The organism is Pseudomonas endophytica, from assembly GCF_001411475.1.
GTDB lineage: Bacteria > Pseudomonadota > Gammaproteobacteria > Pseudomonadales > Pseudomonadaceae > Aquipseudomonas > Aquipseudomonas endophytica.
The window spans coordinates 27517-47358 of sequence record NZ_LLWH01000231.1 but is presented as its reverse complement, the minus strand read 5'-3'; the positions used below and the strand labels follow the sequence as shown (position 1 = coordinate 47358).

The following is a 19842-nucleotide window of genomic DNA, read 5'->3' as shown; positions in this document are numbered from 1 at the left end:
CGATTTATCGCACAACCCAACAGATGACCACAGAAGGTTTCCCTGTAGTTTTACTACTGAGTCAAACACTTGAAAGGCTGAAATGAGCAGCGATTTGTAGTAAAACTACACACGATCCCGTCGAAACCCAGGAATGGCTGGACGCCCTGGAATCGGTTCTCGACAAAGAAGGCGAAGACCGTGCTCACTATCTGATGACCCGTATGGGTGAGCTCGCTACTCGCACCGGTTCGCAACTCCCGTACGCCATCACGACTCCATACCGCAACACGATTCCCGTTACCCACGAAGCACGCATGCCTGGCGACCTGTTCATGGAACGCCGCATTCGCTCGTTGGTACGCTGGAACGCCATGGCTATGGTTATGCGCACGAACTTGAAAGATTCTGACCTGGGCGGTCATATCTCCAGCTTCGCTTCCAGCGCAACGTTGTACGACATCGGCTTCAACTACTTCTTCCAAGCCCCGACCGAAGAACACGGCGGCGACCTGATCTACTTCCAAGGTCACACCTCGCCAGGCGTTTACGCCCGTGCGTTCATGGAAGGTCGCATCACCGAAGAACAAATGAACAACTTCCGCCAAGAAGTCGACGGCCAGGGCCTTTCGTCCTACCCGCACCCTTGGCTGATGCCTGATTTCTGGCAGTTCCCGACGGTATCCATGGGCCTTGGCCCGATCCAGGCGATCTACCAAGCACGCTTCATGAAGTACCTGGAATCGCGCGGTTACATCCCGGCAGGTAAGCAAAAAGTCTGGTGTTTCCTGGGCGACGGCGAGTGTGACGAGCCAGAATCTCTGGGCGCCATCTCCTTGGCTGGCCGCGAAAACCTCGACAACCTGATTTTCGTTATCAACTGCAACCTGCAGCGCCTCGACGGCCCGGTTCGCGGTAACGGCAAGATCATCCAGGAACTTGAAGGCGTGTTCCGCGGTGCTCAGTGGAACGTCACCAAAGTCATCTGGGGCCGTTTCTGGGACCCACTGCTGGCCAAAGACGTCGACGGCATCCTGCAACGCCGTATGGACGAAGTGATCGACGGCGAGTACCAGAACTACAAAGCCAAAGACGGCGCGTTCGTGCGTGAACACTTCTTCAACACGCCAGAACTCAAGGCGATGGTTGAAGATCTGTCCGACGACGAGATCTGGAAACTCAACCGTGGTGGCCACGACCCGTACAAGGTCTACGCGGCGTACCACGAAGCGGTCAACCACAAAAACCAGCCAACCGTTATTCTGGCCAAAACCATCAAAGGTTATGGCACTGGCGCTGGCGAAGCGAAAAACACTGCGCACAACACCAAGAAAGTCGATGTCGACAGCCTAAAGTTGTTCCGCGATCGTTTCGATATCCCGGTCAAAGACGACGAACTGGAAAACCTGCCGTTCTTCAAACCAGAAGAAGGCAGCGCCGAAGCCCGCTACTTGAGCGAGCGTCGCACTGCATTGGGCGGTTTCGTGCCTCAGCGTCGCGCTAAGAGCATGAGCATTCCGACCCCGCCACTGGACACCCTCAAGGCCATCCTTGACGGTTCTGGTGATCGTGAAATTTCCACCACCATGGCGTTTGTGCGCATCCTGGCACAGCTGGTGAAAGACAAAGACATCGGTCAGCGTATCGTTCCGATCATCCCGGACGAAGCCCGTACCTTCGGTATGGAAGGTATGTTCCGTCAGTTAGGCATCTACTCGTCTGTTGGCCAGCTCTACGAGCCAGTCGATAAAGACCAAGTGATGTTCTACAAGGAAGACAAAAAAGGTCAGATCCTCGAAGAGGGCATCAACGAAGCAGGCGCCATGAGCTCCTTCATCGCAGCCGGTACTTCGTACTCGAACCACAACCAGCCAATGCTGCCGTTCTACATCTTCTACTCGATGTTTGGCTTCCAGCGTATTGGTGACTTGGCATGGGCCGCAGGCGACAGCCGCACCCGTGGCTTCCTGATCGGCGGCACCGCCGGGCGTACGACGCTCAACGGTGAAGGCCTGCAACACGAAGATGGTCACAGCCACATCCTGGCGGCCACCATCCCTAACTGCCGCACCTACGATCCAACCTACGGCTATGAGCTGGCGGTGATCATTCAGGACGGCATGAAGAAGATGACCGAAGAGCAACAGGACGTCTTCTACTACATCACCGTGATGAACGAGTCGTACCAGCAGCCAGCCATGCCAGCCGGTGTCGAAGAAGGCATCGTCAAAGGGATGTACCTGCTAGAAGAAGACACCAAAGAAGCAGCGCACCACGTGCAACTGATGGGCTCCGGCACCATCCTGCGTGAAGTGCGTGAAGCGGCGAAAATCCTGCGTGAAGAGTTCAACGTCGGCGCTGACGTCTGGAGCGTAACCAGCTTCAACGAACTGCGTCGCGACGGCCTGGCCGTTGAACGTCACAACCGTCTGCACCCTGGCCAGAAGCCACAGCTTACCTTCGTTGAAGAGTGCCTGACTGGCCGTAAAGGTCCGGTCATTGCTTCTACTGACTACATGAAGCTGTTTGCTGAGCAGATTCGTCAGTGGGTACCGGTTAAGGAATTCAAAGTGCTGGGCACTGACGGTTTCGGCCGCAGCGACAGCCGTAAAAAACTGCGTCACTTCTTTGAAGTAGACCGTCACTTCGTGGTGTTGGCAGCCCTAGAAGCGCTGGCTGACCGTGGTGAGATCGAACCTAAGGTGGTAGCAGACGCTATCGTCAAGTTCGGCATCAACCCGGACAAACGCAACCCACTGGACTGCTGAGGATAATTTTTGTGAGCGAACTCATTCGAGTACCTGACATCGGCAGCGGTGACGGCGAAGTCATCGAACTGTTTGTAAAAGTGGGCGACCGTGTCGAGGCCGATCAGAGCATTCTGACTCTGGAATCTGACAAGGCGAGCATGGAAATTCCTGCGCCTAAAGCCGGCGTCGTGAAAAGCCTAAAAGTAAAGCTGGGCGACCGCTTGAAAGAAGGCGACGAACTGCTTGAGCTGGAAGTCGAAGGTGACGCTGCCCAGGCCCCTAAAGCTGAAGCGCCAGCGCCTGCCGCGGCTGAAAAGCCAGCTGACACCCCTGCAGCCGAAGCCCCTGCGGCCCCGGCTGCAGAGCCTGCAAGCTCGTCTGTTCAGGACATTCATGTCCCGGACATCGGCTCGTCGGGTAAAGCCAAAATCATCGAAGTGTTGGTCAAGGCAGGCGACACCGTTGAGGCTGATCAATCGTTGATCACCCTTGAATCCGACAAGGCCAGCATGGAAATCCCATCGCCAGCCGCCGGTGTGGTGGAAAGCGTTTCGGTCAAGCTGGACGACGAAGTAGGCACTGGCGACTTCATCCTTAAGCTGAAAGTGGCGGGCGCTGCTGCGCCTGCGGCACCGGCTCAAGCTGCGCCAGCGCCTGCTGAAAAAGCACAAGCTCCCGCCGCTGCACCTGCGCCAGCCGCCAAAGCTGATGCAGCACCTGCTCCGGCACCGGCACCGGCTGGCGCACCAGCACCTAGCGGTGCCAAAGTTCACGCTGGCCCTGCCGTGCGTCAACTGGCCCGTGAGTTCGGCGTTGAGCTGAGCGCGGTGAGCCCAAGTGGCCCACACGGTCGCGTCCTAAAAGAAGACGTGCAGGCTTACGTTAAAACGGCTCTGCAGAAGGCCAAGGAAGCTCCAGCCGCTGGCGCAACCGGTGGCGCTGGCATTCCGCCGATCCCGACTGGCGACTTCAGCCGTTTTGGTGAAGTAGAAGAAGTGGCGATGACCCGCCTGATGCAAATCGGCGCGTCGAGCCTGCATCGCAGCTGGCTAAACATCCCGCACGTGACTCAGTTCGATCAGGCTGACATCACCGAGCTGGAAGCTTTCCGCGTGGCACAAAAAGCCGTTGCAGAAAAAGCCGGTGTGAAACTGACCGTACTGCCTCTGCTGCTCAAGTCCTGCGCTCACCTGCTCAAGGAAATGCCAGACTTCAACAGTTCGCTGGCGCCAAGCGGCAAAGCGATCATCCGCAAGAAATACGTCCACATCGGCTTCGCCGTAGATACCCCGGACGGCTTGCTGGTGCCTGTGATCAAGAACGTTGATCAGAAGAGCCTGTTGCAACTGGCAGCGGAAGCGGCTGCACTGGCTGCCAAAGCCCGTGACAAGAAGCTTACCGCTGACGACATGCAGGGCGCTTGCTTCACCATTTCCAGCCTCGGTCACATTGGCGGCACCGGCTTCACGCCGATCGTCAACGCACCGGAAGTGGCGATCCTCGGCGTTTCCAAGGCAACCATTCAGCCAGTCTGGGACGGTAAAGCCTTCCAGCCGAAACTGATGCTGCCACTGTCGCTGTCCTACGATCACCGCGTGATCAACGGCGCCGCTGCGGCACGCTTCACTCAGCGCCTGAGCCAGCTGCTGGGCGACATCCGCACTATCTTGCTGTAAGCCCCGCCCCGGCCTTCCTCACCGAAGGCCGGGGCTGCGCACTGTTTTCCGAGCGCCACGCTCGTACCTCAACCCCGCCCATCAGGCGGGGCTTTTTTTGCCTGAAATTCCGCCCTCAACCCAACCCGTTCTTGTGCTTGTAAAGATCAATAGATCGCAGCCTGCGGCAGCTCCTACGCGGGTTAGGCGTGTTGAGGGTTGTTTATTTTGCGATTGGAAAAATCCGGCATTGCACAACCGCATGGCACTACAACACCTGCTGATTTTTGGAAGAGATGATCCTTTCGAGCACCACTACGGTTAACAAATGGACATCAACGCCGCGACATTAGTCGCCAAACATCAGCAAGGATTTCGATGTGAATGAACCCACTGTTGGCCCCATCGTGGGCTACACCACGCCTGAACACACCCGTATTTTCTTGCGGGGAGATCACAAAAACCAAGTCGGTGTTTTCGCCGCTATTCGTCACCGTAAGGCAGGCACACAGTCATGGTCTGCTGGCCTGTACTCAAGGCTCAGCGAGGCTTACGACATGTCCGACACCTTGGTTCTGAGCGGCTTGAGCCCAGACACCCAGTACGAATATCAGGCAGGCTGGTTCACAGCGCCCCTTGATCACACGGTCGAGATGGCCGCGAAAATTGAGTTTAAATGGCCCTCGACTCTTTATCGGTTTAAATCCGCATCACCCAAGCGTGACCGCGTGCATCGGTACATCGTGGGCTCATGCCGTTACCTCTTGTTCCGTAACAAAACCCCAGTAATGCCAGCTGTGGGTGACAAAATTTTCAATGCTATCCAATCCCTGTCTACCCACGAACCCCTTGATGGCGTGCTAATGATCGGAGATCAGGTGTACGTCGATGACTTGAACATTGCATGGCCAGACCGCGAGTACGCTGACATCTCACTCAGATACCAAGCAGCGTTCACACAGCCTTACATACGCCAACTGATGTCCAGCACGCCGACCTACATGATTCTCGACGATCATGAAATCGAAGATAACTGGCCGTCCAAACGCGACCACGATGACGACGAGCTCTATCGCAATGCGATACAAGCTTACGAAACCTTCCAATCCAGCAATAGCCCTGCCCTAGGGCTGCTCGCGAATGGACGTATCAACCGAGACATAAAAAAGTACTGGTACACCTTCGCTGACGGTGACACCGACTGGTTTGTGATGGACTGTCGCACCGAGCGCGTTTTAACGCGTAGTGGCAGAGCGATGATCGGTGTTGCGCAAGAGCAAGCGCTTTACAAATGGTTAGTCAGCAGCACCGCGAAAGTGAAATTCATCGTCAGCAGCGTCTTGTTCATGCCCGATCAAGACAGCCATGGCGAGGACGGCTGGAAAGGCTTTGCAGAGCAACGTCATCGCCTCTTGGAAGCTATCCGCTCAAACGCCATCAAGAACGTCATTTTTATCTGCGGAGATATACACGGCTCGCTCGCGTGCGAGTTAAAACACAGCCAAGACCCCGACTTCACGACGCACTGCATTGTGTCCTCGCCCCTGTGCAATGCCTTAGTGTTGCCTTATGCGAAAGCCAATAATTTAGTGCTGGATGCACCTCTGGCCAGTAATACAACAGGTGCTTACTTACCCACGCTCACCGGTCCTATGGTCAGTGAAAACAACTTCGCCTGTCTGACGCTGGAAGGGCAGCAATTAAAAGTCGATTTTCACAGCCCGAGCGCTCAGGTGCTCAAGTCCGTCACCATTGAACTGAAATAACAGTCATACACCTGAGACTTTTAAGCACCAACCTGTTTTCAACGCCGTCAAACCAAGCGCAGATACAGGCCGCAAAGACCCGAGCACTCACCTTCAAACGTGATAAGACAGACATGCTCACTTGTCAGCGCAGCATGCATGATGCACCCTTGCCGCAGACCGCAGGAACAGAGCTTAAGCCCTAACGTCATCCGCATTTGTGAAGCGAGTGTCCCAATGAAAAGCCAATCCGATGCTGCCCTGCGTACGGCAGCCGAGGTCGTGACGCAGTTACCCGTGCCCTCGCGGCTCGGAATGCTGCGTTTCGAGCGGCTTAATGAAGCCAGTTGGGCCTTGCTCTACCTAGACCCAAACTGCGAACGCTATTTCGGCTCACCGGCTACTGAACTGTGCGCGTTAGTGGGGTCGCCCTACGCCAGCCTGATGGAGCCCAAAGCGCGCTACCAATTGCACGACGCGATTGAGCTGCAACTGCGAGCCACCCCCCATTACGTGGTGCATTACACCTTGCACACGACCCAGGGGCCGCTGAATCTGATGGAAGTAGGCGAGCCCTACAAGCAACACAACCGCCAGCTGTTGCGCGGCTACTTGTTAGTGCTTGAAGGCCTGGCCAGAACAGCCCCGCTGGTGCCAGTTGCCGAGCTCGAAACCCAGCACAATCGGCTACACATCGCCTTAGAGCTGAACCAGCGCGCCCAGCAAGAACAGCTGCAACAGCTTGAGCGTGTGCGCGCCCAACAAGACTTGATTCTACGCTTGGCCTGCCATCGCTACAGTCAGCACAACTCGCTGCAAGAAGCGGCCGAGCTGATTACTCGTAGCGCCTGTGACATCTACCAAATTGACGCTGCTAGTTTGTGGAGCCTGGACGGCAATCAATTGCTGCCGATATCGGCCTATCAACGCGAGAGCCAAGCGTATGTTGTGCAAGACGTTATCGACGTTAGTCTTTTCCCAGACTACCTCGAAGCCTTGCACACCAGTCGCTCCATTGACGCGCAAAATGCCAACCGCGACCCGCGCACCCGCGCACTGGCGGCCTGCCTGCCGCCCTACGATCTCAAGGCCATGCTCGATGCCAGCATCCGCGTTGACGGCCAGGTAGTTGGTGTTTTATGCCTTGAGCAAAACGGCAAAACACGCCTCTGGCAAGCAGATGAAATCGCCTTTGCAGGCGAGCTGGCTGATCAGTTCGCTCAAGTTATCAACAACCACAATCGACGCGCTGCCACTAACGCCCTGCACCTGTTCCAACGTGCCGTCGAGCAAAGCGCCAACGCCTTTTTGCTGGTGAATTGCGACGGCGTTGTCGAGTACGTCAACCCAAGCTTTACCGCCATCACCCAATACACCTCCGATGAAGTTCAAGGCCACAAACTGTCTGAACTCTTAGCACTGGAGAACCTCAGCGATTTGCTGTTCGATGCTCACTCAAGCTTGAGCAAAGGCAATAGCTGGCAAGGTGAATTCAAAAGCCGACGTAAAAACCTAGAGCCCTACTGGGGCCAGATGTCGATCTCCAAGGTGTATGGCGAAAATCGCGAACTGACGCATTACATCGGTATCTACGAAGACATCACCGAAGCCAAACTGACTCAGCAACAGATCGAACGCCTAGCGTTTACCGACAACCTGACCAACCTTGGCAATCGGCCAGCATTCATTCGCAACCTTGACGAGCGTTTTGTTCGCGACAGCACAACCCAGGTGTGCCTGCTGTTGGTGGACATCGACAACTTCAAGCGGATCAATGACAGCCTCGGCCATCAGACCGGCGACAAGCTCTTGATCAGCTTGGCCCGCCGACTGCGCAACAGTTTGAGCCCTGAAGACAATCTAGCCCGCTTCGCCAGTAACGAGTTCGCCGTACTGTTGGATAACACCAACCTTGAAGTCGGCCAGCAAACCGCCCGCCAGTTGCTGATGACCCTCGACAAGCCGATGTTCGTCGACAACCAGTTGATTAACGTCACCGCCTCTGTCGGCGTTGCCTGCGCGCCCTTACACGGGCTCGATCCGCAAACGCTAATGCGTAACGCAGGCTTGGCGCTGCACAAGGCCAAAGCCAACGGCAAGCATCAGGTGCAGGTGTTCACCGAAACCTTGAATGCCGAGGCCAGCTACAAACTTTTTGTCGAAAACAACCTGCGCCGAGCCCTGACGCAAAACGAACTGGATGTGTTTTACCAACCCAAGCTGTGTTTACGCACGGGTCGACTGCTGGGCATGGAAGCCTTGTTGCGCTGGGACCACCCGGAAAAAGGCATGATCCGGCCCGACCAATTCATCAGTGTTGCGGAAGAGACCGGCTTAATCATCCCGATTGGTAAATGGGTCGCGCGCCAAGCCTGTCGTATGAGCAAGCAGCTCAGCGCGGCGGGGTTTGGCCAATTGCAGGTAGCCATTAACCTATCGCCCAAGCAGTTTGCCGACCCCGAGTTAGTGGCTTCCATAGCCAGCATCCTCAAAGAAGAACAACTGCCCCCGGCCTTGCTGGAACTTGAGCTAACTGAAGGGCTGCTGTTAGAGGCTACCGACGATACCCGCCTGCAACTGGGTCAGCTCAAAGAACTTGGCCTGACCTTAGCCATGGACGATTTCGGCACCGGTTACTCCTCGCTCAGCTACCTAAAAAAATTCCCGATCGACATCATTAAAATCGACCGCAGCTTTATCAAAGACATCCCCGATAACCAAAACGACATGGAGATTACGTCCGCCGTGATTGCCATGGCTCATAACCTCAAGCTAAAAGTTGTGGCCGAAGGCATCGAAACCTCAGCCCAACTGGCTTTTTTGCGCCGCCATGGCTGCGACGTCGGCCAAGGCTACCTCTTCGATCGCCCGATCCCCGGCGCCGAACTGCAACACAGACTTAAACGCTACCCGCGCGGACCACTGACCTGACAGCGGCGTAACACTCGGGCACACTGGCTGTCTAACTTCCTACAATCTGACTGAGAGGACTTGAAAAATGGTCTTACGCTCGGAAATCCTGGTGAACAAAAACGTGCTACCGACTCAAGATCAAGCCCTACCGGGGCGCGAAACACCGATGGCGCTGCCAGAGACTCATTTCGTCAACGGCAACCCGCTGCTGGGACCGTTTATGGACGATGTAGGTTTTGCGATCTTTGGTTTAGGTTGCTTCTGGGGCGCAGAACGCAAGTTCTGGCAGCGTGATGGCGTGGTGAGCACTGTCGTAGGTTACGCGGGCGGTCACACCCCCAACCCAACCTATGAAGAAGTGTGCTCGGGCCTGACAGCCCACACTGAAGTGGTGCTGGTGGTTTACGATCAGGCAAAGGTGAAATACGAAGACTTGCTGAAGATGTTTTGGGAACTGCACAACCCGACCCAAGGCATGCGCCAAGGCAACGACATCGGCACCCAGTACCGCTCGGTGATCTACTGCACCACGCCAGAACAACTAGACGCAGCCCAAGCCAGCAAGGCCGCCTACCAGGCTGAATTGACCAAGGCAGGTTTGGACACCATCACCACTGAAATCGACCAAGCCCCGACGGTGTACTTCGCCGAGGCGTACCACCAGCAATACCTAGCGAAAAACCCGCAAGGCTACTGCGGCATTGGCGGTACAGGCGTGACCTGCCCGATTTGACCTGATGCTAAGCACTCACGTAGGAGCTGCCGCAGGCTGCGGCAGCTCCTACGCGAGTGTTTAGCGCTGCTACTCAGCGATTATCCATTCCATCTGCCAACCACCCTGGGTTTGCCCCAAGGTTTTGGCCAACCACGGCAGCAGTTCACGCAGCTCTTCTTCCAGCCCCCAAGGCGGATTGGCAATTGCCAGACCCGAGCCGTTCAGGCTGTTGGGCGTGTCCAGCGGATGCACAAACAACTCGACCTGCAACAACTTCGGTGCGCCTGAGGCGGCCAGATCCTGATAGAAACGACGCAGTTGGCGTTTGTCCTTGATCGGGTACCAAATCGCAACAACGGTCTGACGCATACGGCTGATGGCGTCTTTCAACGACTCCACGCAACGCTGCATTTCGTCGAGTTTTTCAAACGGTGGGTCGATCAGCATCACGGCACGTTTTTCCGCCACTGGCAGCAGCGCACGCGGTACGTGCCAACCTTCGCCCAAGTGCACAGCAACTCGACGGTCGCCCTTCATGTTGGCCTTGAGCATCACGCCGTCTTCAGGGTGTTTTTCGTTCAGCAAGACGCGGTCTTGTGAGCGGGCTGGACGCCGCGCTAGCTCAGGCGAACCGGGGTAGTAACGCAACTCACCCTCAGGGTTCATCTTGTGCAGCACTTGCATGTAATCCGCCGTCATCGCTGGCAGGTCTTTTCGCCCCCACAAGCGTGCGACGCCTTCCAGGTATTCGCCCGTGCGAGAGGCCTGATCGCCCTGAAGGTCGTACAAACCCAATCCGGCGTGGGTGTCGAGGTAAGCAAAAGGCTGCTCTTTACGCGACATCAACGCGATGAGACGGGTCAAGACGATATGTTTAAGAACGTCGGCGTGGTTACCGGCGTGGAAGGCGTGACGATAGTTCATGGTTGCTCCTGCGCAGGGGGCGAAGTTTACCCTGTGCAGCGATTAACGTCAGGTGGGTATGCCTCTTCACACACCCTCCTCGTGTCTTACTTATATGTACTGGGGCCGTAATATCAGTTGCTGAAGGGTGGGAGCGTCCCCCTCCCTGTCGACGGGAAAATGATGAACGGCATCAGCAACGACTACTACGCCATCCAGAACTTCAACACGAATACCGTACATTTCGACGTCGCCAGTCACGTGGTTATCGTCAACGTGAAAGGTAAAGCTCCATGGCTCTTTAATTTCCGTGGGCTCGCTGATGAACCCGAGTTGCTTGTGACTGCCGCTGGCCTGCACACCGTACAACTGAATGGTCCAAACATATTGGCTTTGAAACTGAAAAGGAATTTCACTCAGTGAAATGCCGCCTCTGATTACTTTATTGCTCATGGCAAAGCTCCTTGAGATAGCGCTCAAAAGCGAGCGCTAAGACAAAGCTAGTTGGAGTTTTGCTGCAAAAAGCATAATCAGACCCTTCCTTGCCATTACACAAATACTTCGCACAAAGCTTCTTTCTTTTTTCTTCAGACTTTAATGAAACCTCAATGAAAACGGCCCGCCTCCAAAGGAGACGGGCCGTTTTCTACCACTTGATACTTAAGCCGACGCTCAGCGCACTCAGTGATGCAATTGGAAGTCTTTTTCCGCAGCCTCAAAACGCTCAACCATCTTCTTGCTTGGGCCTTGACCCAAGGCGCTGACCACCACAATGGCGATGCTAGCGAAGATGAAGCCCGGGATGATTTCGTACAGACCCAGCAGGCTGAAGTGTTTCCAGACGATCACAGTGATGGCACCGACCAAAATACCGGCCAGCGCACCATTACGAGTCATGCCTTTCCACAGTACCGAGATCAGAACTACTGGACCAAACGCAGCACCAAAACCTGCCCATGCGTAGCTCACAAGACCCAGCACACGGTTCTCAGGGTTGGCAGCCAGTGCGATAGCAATTAAGGCAACCAGTAGCACCATGGCGCGCCCCACCCAGACCAACTCCTTTTGGGAGGCATTTTTGCGTAGGAAAGTTTTATAGAAGTCTTCGGTGAGGGCGCTGGAACACACCAACAACTGGCAGCTCAAGGTACTCATGACCGCCGCCAGGATAGCCGACAACAGAACACCGGCAATCCATGGGTTGAACAGCAGTTTGGCCAGTTCGATGAATACCCGCTCAGGGTTCTCGTTGACCGGGCCAGCCACGTCCGGGTTCGCTGAAAAGTACGCGATACCGAAAAAGCCCACAGCCACAGTACCGACCAAGCACAGGATCATCCAGGTCATGGAGATACGACGCGCCTTAGCAATCGACTTCACCGAATCGGCGGCCATGAAGCGCGCCAGAATATGCGGCTGGCCGAAGTAACCGAGGCCCCAGCCCATCAGCGAGATGATGCCAATGAAGGTGGTGCCTTTGAGCATGTCAAAGTTAGAAGGGTCTTTGGCCTCAATGGCCAAGAAAGTAGTGTCAACACCACCAGTTGCCAGCAGCACGATAATTGGCGTGAGGATCAACGCAAAAATCATCAGGGTGGCCTGAACGGTGTCCGTCCAGCTCACGGCCAGAAAACCGCCGATAAAGGTGTAAGCGATGGTTGCCGCAGCACCCGCCCAAAGCGCTGTCTCGTACGGCATTCCAAAGGTACTTTCAAATAAACGGGCGCCGGCCACGATGCCGGAGGCGCAGTAGATGGTGAAGAACACCAAAATCACAACCGCCGAAATAATGCGCAGCAGTCCGCTTTTGTCTTCAAAACGGCTGGCGAAATAGTCAGGCAAAGTCAGCGCGTCACCGTTGTGTTCGGTCTGCACCCGCAAGCGACCTGCCACAAACAGCCAGTTTAAGTAGGCTCCGACCACCAGACCGATGGCAATCCAGCTTTCAGACAAACCGGACATGTAAATGGCACCCGGCAGGCCCATCAACAACCAGCCACTCATATCAGAAGCGCCAGCGGACAAAGCGGTTACCACGCTGCCCAGGCTTCGGCCGCCGAGAATATAGTCTGAAAGGTTATTGGTGGAGCGATAGGCCATCAAGCCAATCAGCACCATTGCCGCGATGTAGATCACGAACGTGATCAAGGTTGGGTTACTTACACTCATTCGATTAAGCCCTGGCATTGTTTTTATGTTTAGCGGCGGACTGGCCGTACGCTCACAAACGTCCTGTTTGAGACGATAAACCTGGCCGCGCGTTTATGACTGACGTTTCCCCAGGAAAAGTATCAGCCGATCCACCTGTTGTTCAGGTGGTTGCACCTAAGCGCCGAATGCTATGCAACAAAGCAAATAAGGTGCAACCAATTTCTGTGCTGCCAGTTGCACCTTGTCGAGTTTTCTTTCCTAACAGTAGTTTTTGCTCCTTTTCGGAGCAAAAACTACCCAACACCTGCACAAATGTACCTTTGAGGAGCACTCCTGTGAGTCGCTTGAAGAAATACTGACGAAGCGTCGACCAATCGAAAAAAAACGGGTTGCACTAGGTTGCACCTCTCTTTGTGTGGAGCTAATCTTGCCGCCAGCTGCTGCCGCGCAAATGTGGCACCCATGAGGATAAAAATATGGCTACCACCACCCTTGGGGTCAAACTTGACGACCCAACCCGCGAACGCCTCAAGGCCGCCGCAACCTCGATTGATCGCACGCCACACTGGCTGATCAAACAGGCAATCTTTAATTACCTGGAAAAACTCGAGGGTGGTGCAACCCTGGCCGAGTTGAACGGCATCCCTGGCAGCACCAGCGATGACGCTGACGACGCAAACACCGATCACACCCATCAGTGCTTCTTGGAGTTTGCCGAAAGCATCCTGCCGCAATCGGTACTGCGCGCGGCAATCACTTCGGCCTACCGTCGCCCGGAGCCTGAAGTGGTGCCGATGCTGCTGGAGCAAGCCCGTCTGCCTGCCCCGATGGCTGAAGCCACCCAAACCCTGGCCGCTTCGATTGCTGAAAAACTGCGCAATCAAAAGAGTGCCGGTGGCCGCGCCGGTATCGTGCAAGGCCTGCTGCAAGAGTTCTCCTTGTCTTCCCAAGAAGGCGTGGCATTGATGTGTCTGGCCGAAGCGCTGCTGCGCATCCCGGACAAAGGCACCCGCGACGCACTGATACGCGACAAGATCAGCACCGGCAACTGGCACCCGCACTTGGGCAACAGCCCATCGCTGTTCGTAAACGCCGCAACGTGGGGCCTGTTGCTGACCGGCAAACTGGTATCCACGCACAACGAGGCAGGGTTGACCTCCTCCCTGAGCCGCATCATCGGCAAAAGCGGCGAGCCGATGATCCGTAAAGGCGTCGACATGGCCATGCGCTTGATGGGCGAGCAGTTTGTCACCGGCGAAACGATCGCCGAAGCGCTGGCCAATGCCACGCGTTTCGAAGCCAAAGGCTTTCGCTATTCCTACGACATGCTTGGCGAAGCCGCACTGACCGAGCATGACGCGCAAAAGTACCTCGCGTCGTACGAACAAGCTATTCACTCGATCGGCAAAGCCTCTAACGGTCGTGGAATCTATGAAGGTCCAGGCATCTCGATCAAGTTGTCAGCTCTGCACCCGCGTTACAGCCGCGCCCAGTACGAGCGCGTTATGGATGAGTTGTACCCGCGCCTTCTGTCGCTGACCTTGCTGGCCAAGAAATATGACATCGGCCTCAACATCGACGCTGAAGAAGCCGACCGCCTGGAGCTGTCCCTCGATTTGCTCGAACGTCTGTGCTTCGAGCCGGAACTAAGCGGCTGGAACGGCATTGGTTTCGTGATCCAGGCGTATCAAAAGCGTTGCCCATACGTGATCGACTACGTGATTGATCTGGCACGCCGCAGCCGTCACCGCTTGATGATCCGTTTGGTAAAAGGCGCTTACTGGGACAGCGAAATCAAACGCGCCCAAGTCGAAGGTCTGGAAGGCTATCCGGTGTACACGCGCAAGGTATACACCGACGTTTCCTACGTTGCTTGTGCGAAAAAACTGCTGGCCGTGCCAGAGGCGATCTACCCGCAGTTTGCTACACACAACGCCCATACTTTGTCGGCCATTTATCACATTGCCGGTCAGAACTACTACCCAGGCCAGTACGAGTTCCAGTGCCTGCACGGCATGGGTGAACCCCTATACGAGCAAGTTGTGGGCAAGATCTCTGAAGGTAAGCTGAACCGTCCGTGCCGCGTGTACGCACCTGTCGGCACTCACGAAACCCTTCTGGCTTACTTGGTTCGTCGCCTGCTAGAAAACGGCGCCAATACCTCATTCGTTAACCGCATTGCAGACCACACGATCTCGATTCACCAATTGGTGGCCGACCCTGTCAGCCAGATCGAGCAAATGGCCACGGCTGAAGGCAGCTTCGGCTTGCCCCACCCGCGCATCCCCTTGCCACGCGACTTGTATGGCAGCGAACGCGCCAACTCCAGCGGCATCGACATGGCAAACGAACATCGCTTGGCGTCGTTATCTTGTGCACTCCTAGCGAGCGCTCATAACGACTGGAAAGCCTTGCCGACACTGGGCTGCGCCTCCAGCACCCAAGTTCCGGCGGCGGTTTTGAACCCGGCGGATCTGCGCGATGTGGTGGGTTATGTGCAAGAAGCCACAGTTGAAGACGCGGACAATGCGATCCAGTGCGCAGTGAACGTGGCGCCGATCTGGCAAGCCACCCCGCCGACAGAGCGCGCCGCCATCTTGGAACGCGCCGCTGATCAGATGGAAGCCGAGATCCAGCCGCTGATGGGCTTGCTGGCTCGCGAAGCGGGCAAGACCTACGCCAACGCCATTGCCGAAGTTCGCGAAGCAGTGGACTTCTTGCGTTACTACGCGGTGCAGGCGCGCAACGACCTGACCAACAACGCCCACCGCCCATTGGGCCCTGTGGTGTGCATCAGCCCATGGAACTTCCCGCTGGCGATTTTCAGCGGCCAAGTGGCCGCAGCGCTGGCGGCCGGTAACCCGGTACTGGCCAAACCTGCGGAACAAACGCCGCTGGTGGCTGCGCAAGCGGTACGTATCCTGCTGGAAGCCGGTATTCCAGAAGGCGTGCTGCAATTGCTACCAGGCCGTGGCGAAACCGTGGGCGCACGTCTGGTCGGTGACGATCGGGTCAAAGGCGTGATGTTTACCGGCTCTACCGAAGTCGCTCGCCTGTTGCAACGCAACATTGCCGGACGTTTGGATGCTCAAGGGCGCCCAATCCCGCTGATCGCCGAAACAGGTGGCCAGAACGCCATGATCGTCGACTCCTCGGCCCTGACCGAACAAGTGGTCATCGACGTGGTGTCCTCGGCATTCGACAGTGCCGGTCAGCGTTGCTCAGCATTGCGCGTACTGTGCTTGCAGGAAGACTCGGCAGACCGCGTGATCGAAATGCTCAAAGGGGCCATGGCTGAATCGCGCATGGGCAACCCGGAGCGCCTGAGCGTAGACATCGGCCCGGTGATTGATGCCGAAGCTAAGGCTGGGATCGAGAAGCACATCCAAGGCATGCGCGACAAAGGCCGTAATGTCTTCCAAATGGCCATCGCTGATATTGAAGAGTCCAAGCGCGGCACCTTCGTGATGCCGACTCTGATTGAACTGGAGAGCTTCGACGAGCTGCAACGCGAGATCTTTGGCCCGGTACTGCACGTGGTGCGTTACAAGCGTAAAGACATCGACCAGTTAATCGCCCAGATCAATGCTTCGGGGTATGGCCTGACCTTGGGCGTTCATACCCGCATCGACGAAACCATCGCCAAAGTGATCAACAACGTCAATGCCGGTAACGTCTACGTTAACCGCAACATCGTCGGCGCAGTGGTCGGTGTACAGCCGTTCGGCGGCGAAGGCTTGTCGGGCACAGGCCCTAAAGCCGGTGGTCCGCTGTACCTGTTCCGTCTGTTATCGACCCGCCCAAGCGATGCGATTGAACAATCGTTCGCCAAAGTCGACGCTATCAGCGCGCCTGACACACAAGCCCGCGAAGGCTTGAGCAAGCCGCTTAAGGCGCTGCAAGTATGGGCGCAAAGCAATGAGCAAGCGGCGTTGGCTGAGCTGTGCAACGCGTTCGCAGCTCACTCACAAAGCGGTATCACCCGCCTGCTAAACGGCCCAACTGGCGAGCGCAACAGTTACGCCATTCTGCCTCGCGAGCACGTACTGTGCTTGGCCGAGACTGAAAGCGATCTGCTCACCCAACTGGCGGCGGTGTTGGCCGTGGGCAGCTCAGCAGTGATGCCGGAAAGCGATCTGAGCAAAGCCCTGTTTAGCCGTCTGCCAAAAGAAGTGCAGGCGCGCATCAAACGGGTGGCGGATTGGAGCAAAGACGACGTGATCTTCGACGCCGTCTTGCACCACGGCGACAGCGACCAACTGCGCGAGGTGTGCCAGCAAGTGGCCAAGCGTGCAGGCGCCATTGTTGGCGTGCAAGGTTTGTCCCAAGGCGAAACCAACATCGCCCTGGAACGCCTGGTAATTGAGCGCGCACTGAGTGTGAACACCGCCGCTGCAGGGGGTAACGCGAGCTTGATGACCATCGGTTAATCGCCAATGGGCTGAATGCTGGCAAAAAAAACCGGGCACCTGAGAAGGTGCTCGGTTTTTTTATGGGCCGGAAAAAGCCGTCACGTGGCTCTAGAAAAATCGACCTGTCACTCAGAGCGGCGAAGTAAACGCCAAGTAAACAACCCACACATCACTGCGCTATTGCAGCCCCAACAGACCGCCTAGCAGTTATTGCTCTGCAACACGTTGATCGCGCGCTGGGCCCCGATAAATAAGCAGCCAATGCAGATGAACAAAACAATATTGGCCGCACAAATAAACAGTCTGTCCAAAGGCCGATCAAAAAAGGTCAATAACAACACTGAGAGCATGACCAGCAGCATGATCAATAAGGCTCTACTTTCGGGATGCCAACAGAGAGGCTGGCGCGCCTTGTCTAGGCCGCTCTGGATCTTTTCAAACAGCTCTAATGTAAAAAACGGCCAGAACAGACCGCGCATGACCGGGGTAATCGAAACGCCATCTGTCTTTTTGTAAAACGCCCAATTACGGTAAGACCAGTAGAACAAAAAACCGCCACCGGTCATCAGATACAACAGTACAAACTTTGGGATAGACACGGTGTACAGCTCACTCGGGCTGCCAATCGTCGCAGTTGTCGGCTTCATGACTCGTCCACGCTTAAACAAAGTCTGGAGTAGACACAATTTGCCCAACATAAAAATGCAGGCCCGTTCCAGATTTTGTGTAGGGAAAAGCCAATTCATTGGTCACCGATAACCTGCTCCCGCCTCAAAAGCTTTTTGACAGCGCGCCAATACCGCAGGTTAGAATCGCTGGCACGTAGCCTGCATGGTTACGCCCTATCTTTTATGTCTTGTCTGGAGTGCAGCCTTTGAATGCGACAACCATCAACAGCCTGTTCTTGATCGGCGCGTTGCTGGTGGGCGCAAGTATTCTGGTCAGCTCTTTGTCTTCACGCCTAGGCATCCCGATTCTGGTGATTATTCTCGCCGTGGGCATGGCCGCTGGTGTGGATGGCGGCGGTATTATTTTCGACAATTACCCCACTGCGTACTTGGTGGGCAACCTCGCCTTGGCGGTGATTTTGCTCGACGGCGGCCTACGCACGCGGGTTTCAAGCTTTAGGGTGGCATTATGGCCCGCCCTCTCCCTAGCCACGGTAGGGGTGATGATCACCACCGGGCTGACCGGCCTCATGGCGGCGTGGCTGTTTAACCTTAATCTGATTCAAGGCTTATTGATCGGTGCGATTGTCGGCTCAACCGATGCGGCGGCAGTGTTCTCGCTGCTCGGCGGCAAGGGTTTGAACGAGCGAGTCTCGGCCAGCCTTGAGATTGAATCCGGCAGTAACGATCCGATGGCGGTATTTTTGACTGTCACCCTGATCGACATGCTCGCCAGCGGTGAAACCACGCTACATGCAAGCCTGCTGCTCGATTTACTGCGTGAGTTCGGTATTGGCGCCATTGTGGGCTTGGCCGGTGGCTGGTTGATGTTGCAAATGGTTAACCGGATCCATTTGGCCAATGGTTTGTATCCGATTCTGGTGATCGCCGGTGGGCTGGTCGTCTTTGCCCTGACCAACGCCCTGCACGGCAGCGGCTTCTTGGCCGTCTACCTATGCGGTCTGGTGCTGGGTAACAGCCCGATTCGCAGCCGTCACGGCATTTTGCACATGCTCGACGGCATGGCCTGGCTGGCGCAGATCGGGATGTTCTTGGTGTTGGGCTTGCTGGTCACGCCTCACGATCTGCTGCCGATCGCCGTACCTGCACTGATCTTGGCCCTGTGGATGATTCTGCTCGCTCGCCCACTGTCGGTGATGGTCGGCCTGCTGCCTTTTAAAGCGTTCCACGTGCGCGAGAAAGCCTTCATTTCGTGGGTAGGCTTGCGCGGTGCGGTACCGATTATTTTGGCGGTATTCCCGCTGATGGCTGGCTTGCCGAACGCGCAGCTGTATTTCAACCTCGCTTTCTTTATCGTGCTGGTGTCTCTTTTGGTGCAAGGCACAAGCCTGCCGTGGGTCGCCAAGTTGCTCAAAGTTACCGTCCCGCCTGACCTCGCACCGATCTCGCGTTCAGCTCTGGAAGTACACGTTACGAGCGAGTGGGAGTTGTTCGTTTATCGCCTAGACGCACAAAACTGGTGCATCGGTGCCGCCCTGCGTGAACTGAAAATGCCTGAAGGCACCCGTATTGCCGCACTGTTTCGAGATCAAAAACTGCTGCATCCGTCGGGCAGTACAACGCTGGAAATCGGTGATTTGTTGTGTGTGATCGGCCATGAACACAACTTGTCCGCCCTCGGCAAGCTGTTCAGCCAACCCCCAACTCGCGGGTTGGATCTGCGTTTCTTCGGCGACTTTGTTCTAGAAGGCGACGCTGAGTTGGGCGCAGTCTCAGCGCTTTACGGGCTGAAGCTCGACGGCATCAACCCCAACCTTCCACTTAGCAGCTTTATTGCGCAAAAAGTCGGCGGCGCACCGGTGGTCGGCGACCAAGTCGAGTGGAACAACACGATCTGGACGGTTGCGGCCATGGACGGGAACAAGATAGGCAAAGTGGGCGTCAGATTCCCGGAAGGAAGTGTCCCAGGCCCGGGGTTGTTCCTCTAAAC

Annotated in this window: 11 protein-coding genes; 7 read left to right on the top strand and 4 right to left on the bottom strand. The window is 56.0% G+C overall.

Going from position 1 to position 19842, the window contains the following annotated elements; all coding sequences use genetic code 11:
• Positions 1–92 precede the first annotated feature (92 nt).
• The 5 genes from aceE to msrA all read left to right on the top strand — a co-directional run bounded on the left by aceE (position 93) and on the right by msrA (position 9775).
• Entirely contained in the window at positions 93–2747 is a 2655-nt protein-coding gene (aceE, locus tag AQS70_RS22105; protein WP_055104869.1) for a pyruvate dehydrogenase (acetyl-transferring), homodimeric type, read from the top strand.
• An 11-nt stretch (positions 2748–2758) separates the two neighbouring features.
• Positions 2759–4405: a dihydrolipoyllysine-residue acetyltransferase gene (gene aceF / locus AQS70_RS22100; RefSeq protein WP_055104868.1), complete on the top strand. Its 1647-nt coding sequence runs from the start codon at positions 2759–2761 to the stop codon at positions 4403–4405.
• A 359-nt stretch (positions 4406–4764) separates the two neighbouring features.
• Positions 4765–6150 (top strand): alkaline phosphatase D family protein, encoded by a 1386-nt coding sequence (locus AQS70_RS22095; RefSeq protein ID WP_055104867.1) that lies wholly within the window; start codon positions 4765–4767, stop codon positions 6148–6150.
• Between the two features lie 216 nt (positions 6151–6366).
• The gene (locus AQS70_RS22090) at positions 6367–9060 is read left to right on the top strand and encodes a putative bifunctional diguanylate cyclase/phosphodiesterase (RefSeq protein ID WP_055104866.1); all 2694 of its coding nucleotides are present in this window, start codon (positions 6367–6369) and stop codon (positions 9058–9060) included.
• Between the two features lie 67 nt (positions 9061–9127).
• Positions 9128–9775, top strand: a complete 648-nt coding sequence (gene msrA, locus AQS70_RS22085) for a peptide-methionine (S)-S-oxide reductase MsrA (RefSeq protein ID WP_055104865.1) — start codon at positions 9128–9130, stop codon at positions 9773–9775.
• Between the two features lie 69 nt (positions 9776–9844).
• On the opposite strand, the gene AQS70_RS22080 is transcribed toward msrA, so the two are convergent.
• From AQS70_RS22080 to putP, 3 genes are all read right to left on the bottom strand, one after another.
• Positions 9845–10681 carry a 23S rRNA (adenine(2030)-N(6))-methyltransferase RlmJ gene (locus AQS70_RS22080; protein ID WP_055104864.1) on the bottom strand — a complete coding sequence of 279 codons (837 nt, stop codon included), beginning with the start codon at positions 10679–10681 and terminating at the stop codon, positions 9845–9847.
• A 90-nt stretch (positions 10682–10771) separates the two neighbouring features.
• Positions 10772–11113, bottom strand: a complete 342-nt coding sequence (locus AQS70_RS22075; protein WP_055104863.1) for a hypothetical protein — start codon at positions 11111–11113, stop codon at positions 10772–10774.
• Positions 11114–11341: 228 nt separating this feature from the next.
• Positions 11342–12829 (bottom strand): sodium/proline symporter PutP, encoded by a 1488-nt coding sequence (putP, locus tag AQS70_RS22070; protein ID WP_055104862.1) that lies wholly within the window; start codon positions 12827–12829, stop codon positions 11342–11344.
• Positions 12830–13287: 458 nt separating this feature from the next.
• Between putP and putA the strand changes: the two genes are divergently transcribed.
• Positions 13288–17241, top strand: coding sequence for a trifunctional transcriptional regulator/proline dehydrogenase/L-glutamate gamma-semialdehyde dehydrogenase (gene putA / locus AQS70_RS22065; RefSeq protein ID WP_055104861.1), 3954 nt, complete (start codon positions 13288–13290; stop codon positions 17239–17241).
• Between the two features lie 182 nt (positions 17242–17423).
• On the opposite strand, the gene AQS70_RS22060 is transcribed toward putA, so the two are convergent.
• Complete coding sequence (locus AQS70_RS22060) at positions 17424–17870, bottom strand: hypothetical protein (RefSeq protein WP_055104860.1); 447 nt, start codon at positions 17868–17870, stop codon at positions 17424–17426.
• A 227-nt stretch (positions 17871–18097) separates the two neighbouring features.
• Between AQS70_RS22060 and AQS70_RS22055 the strand changes: the two genes are divergently transcribed.
• Complete coding sequence (locus AQS70_RS22055; RefSeq protein ID WP_055104859.1) at positions 18098–19840, top strand: potassium/proton antiporter; 1743 nt, start codon at positions 18098–18100, stop codon at positions 19838–19840.
• Positions 19841–19842 lie beyond the last annotated feature (2 nt).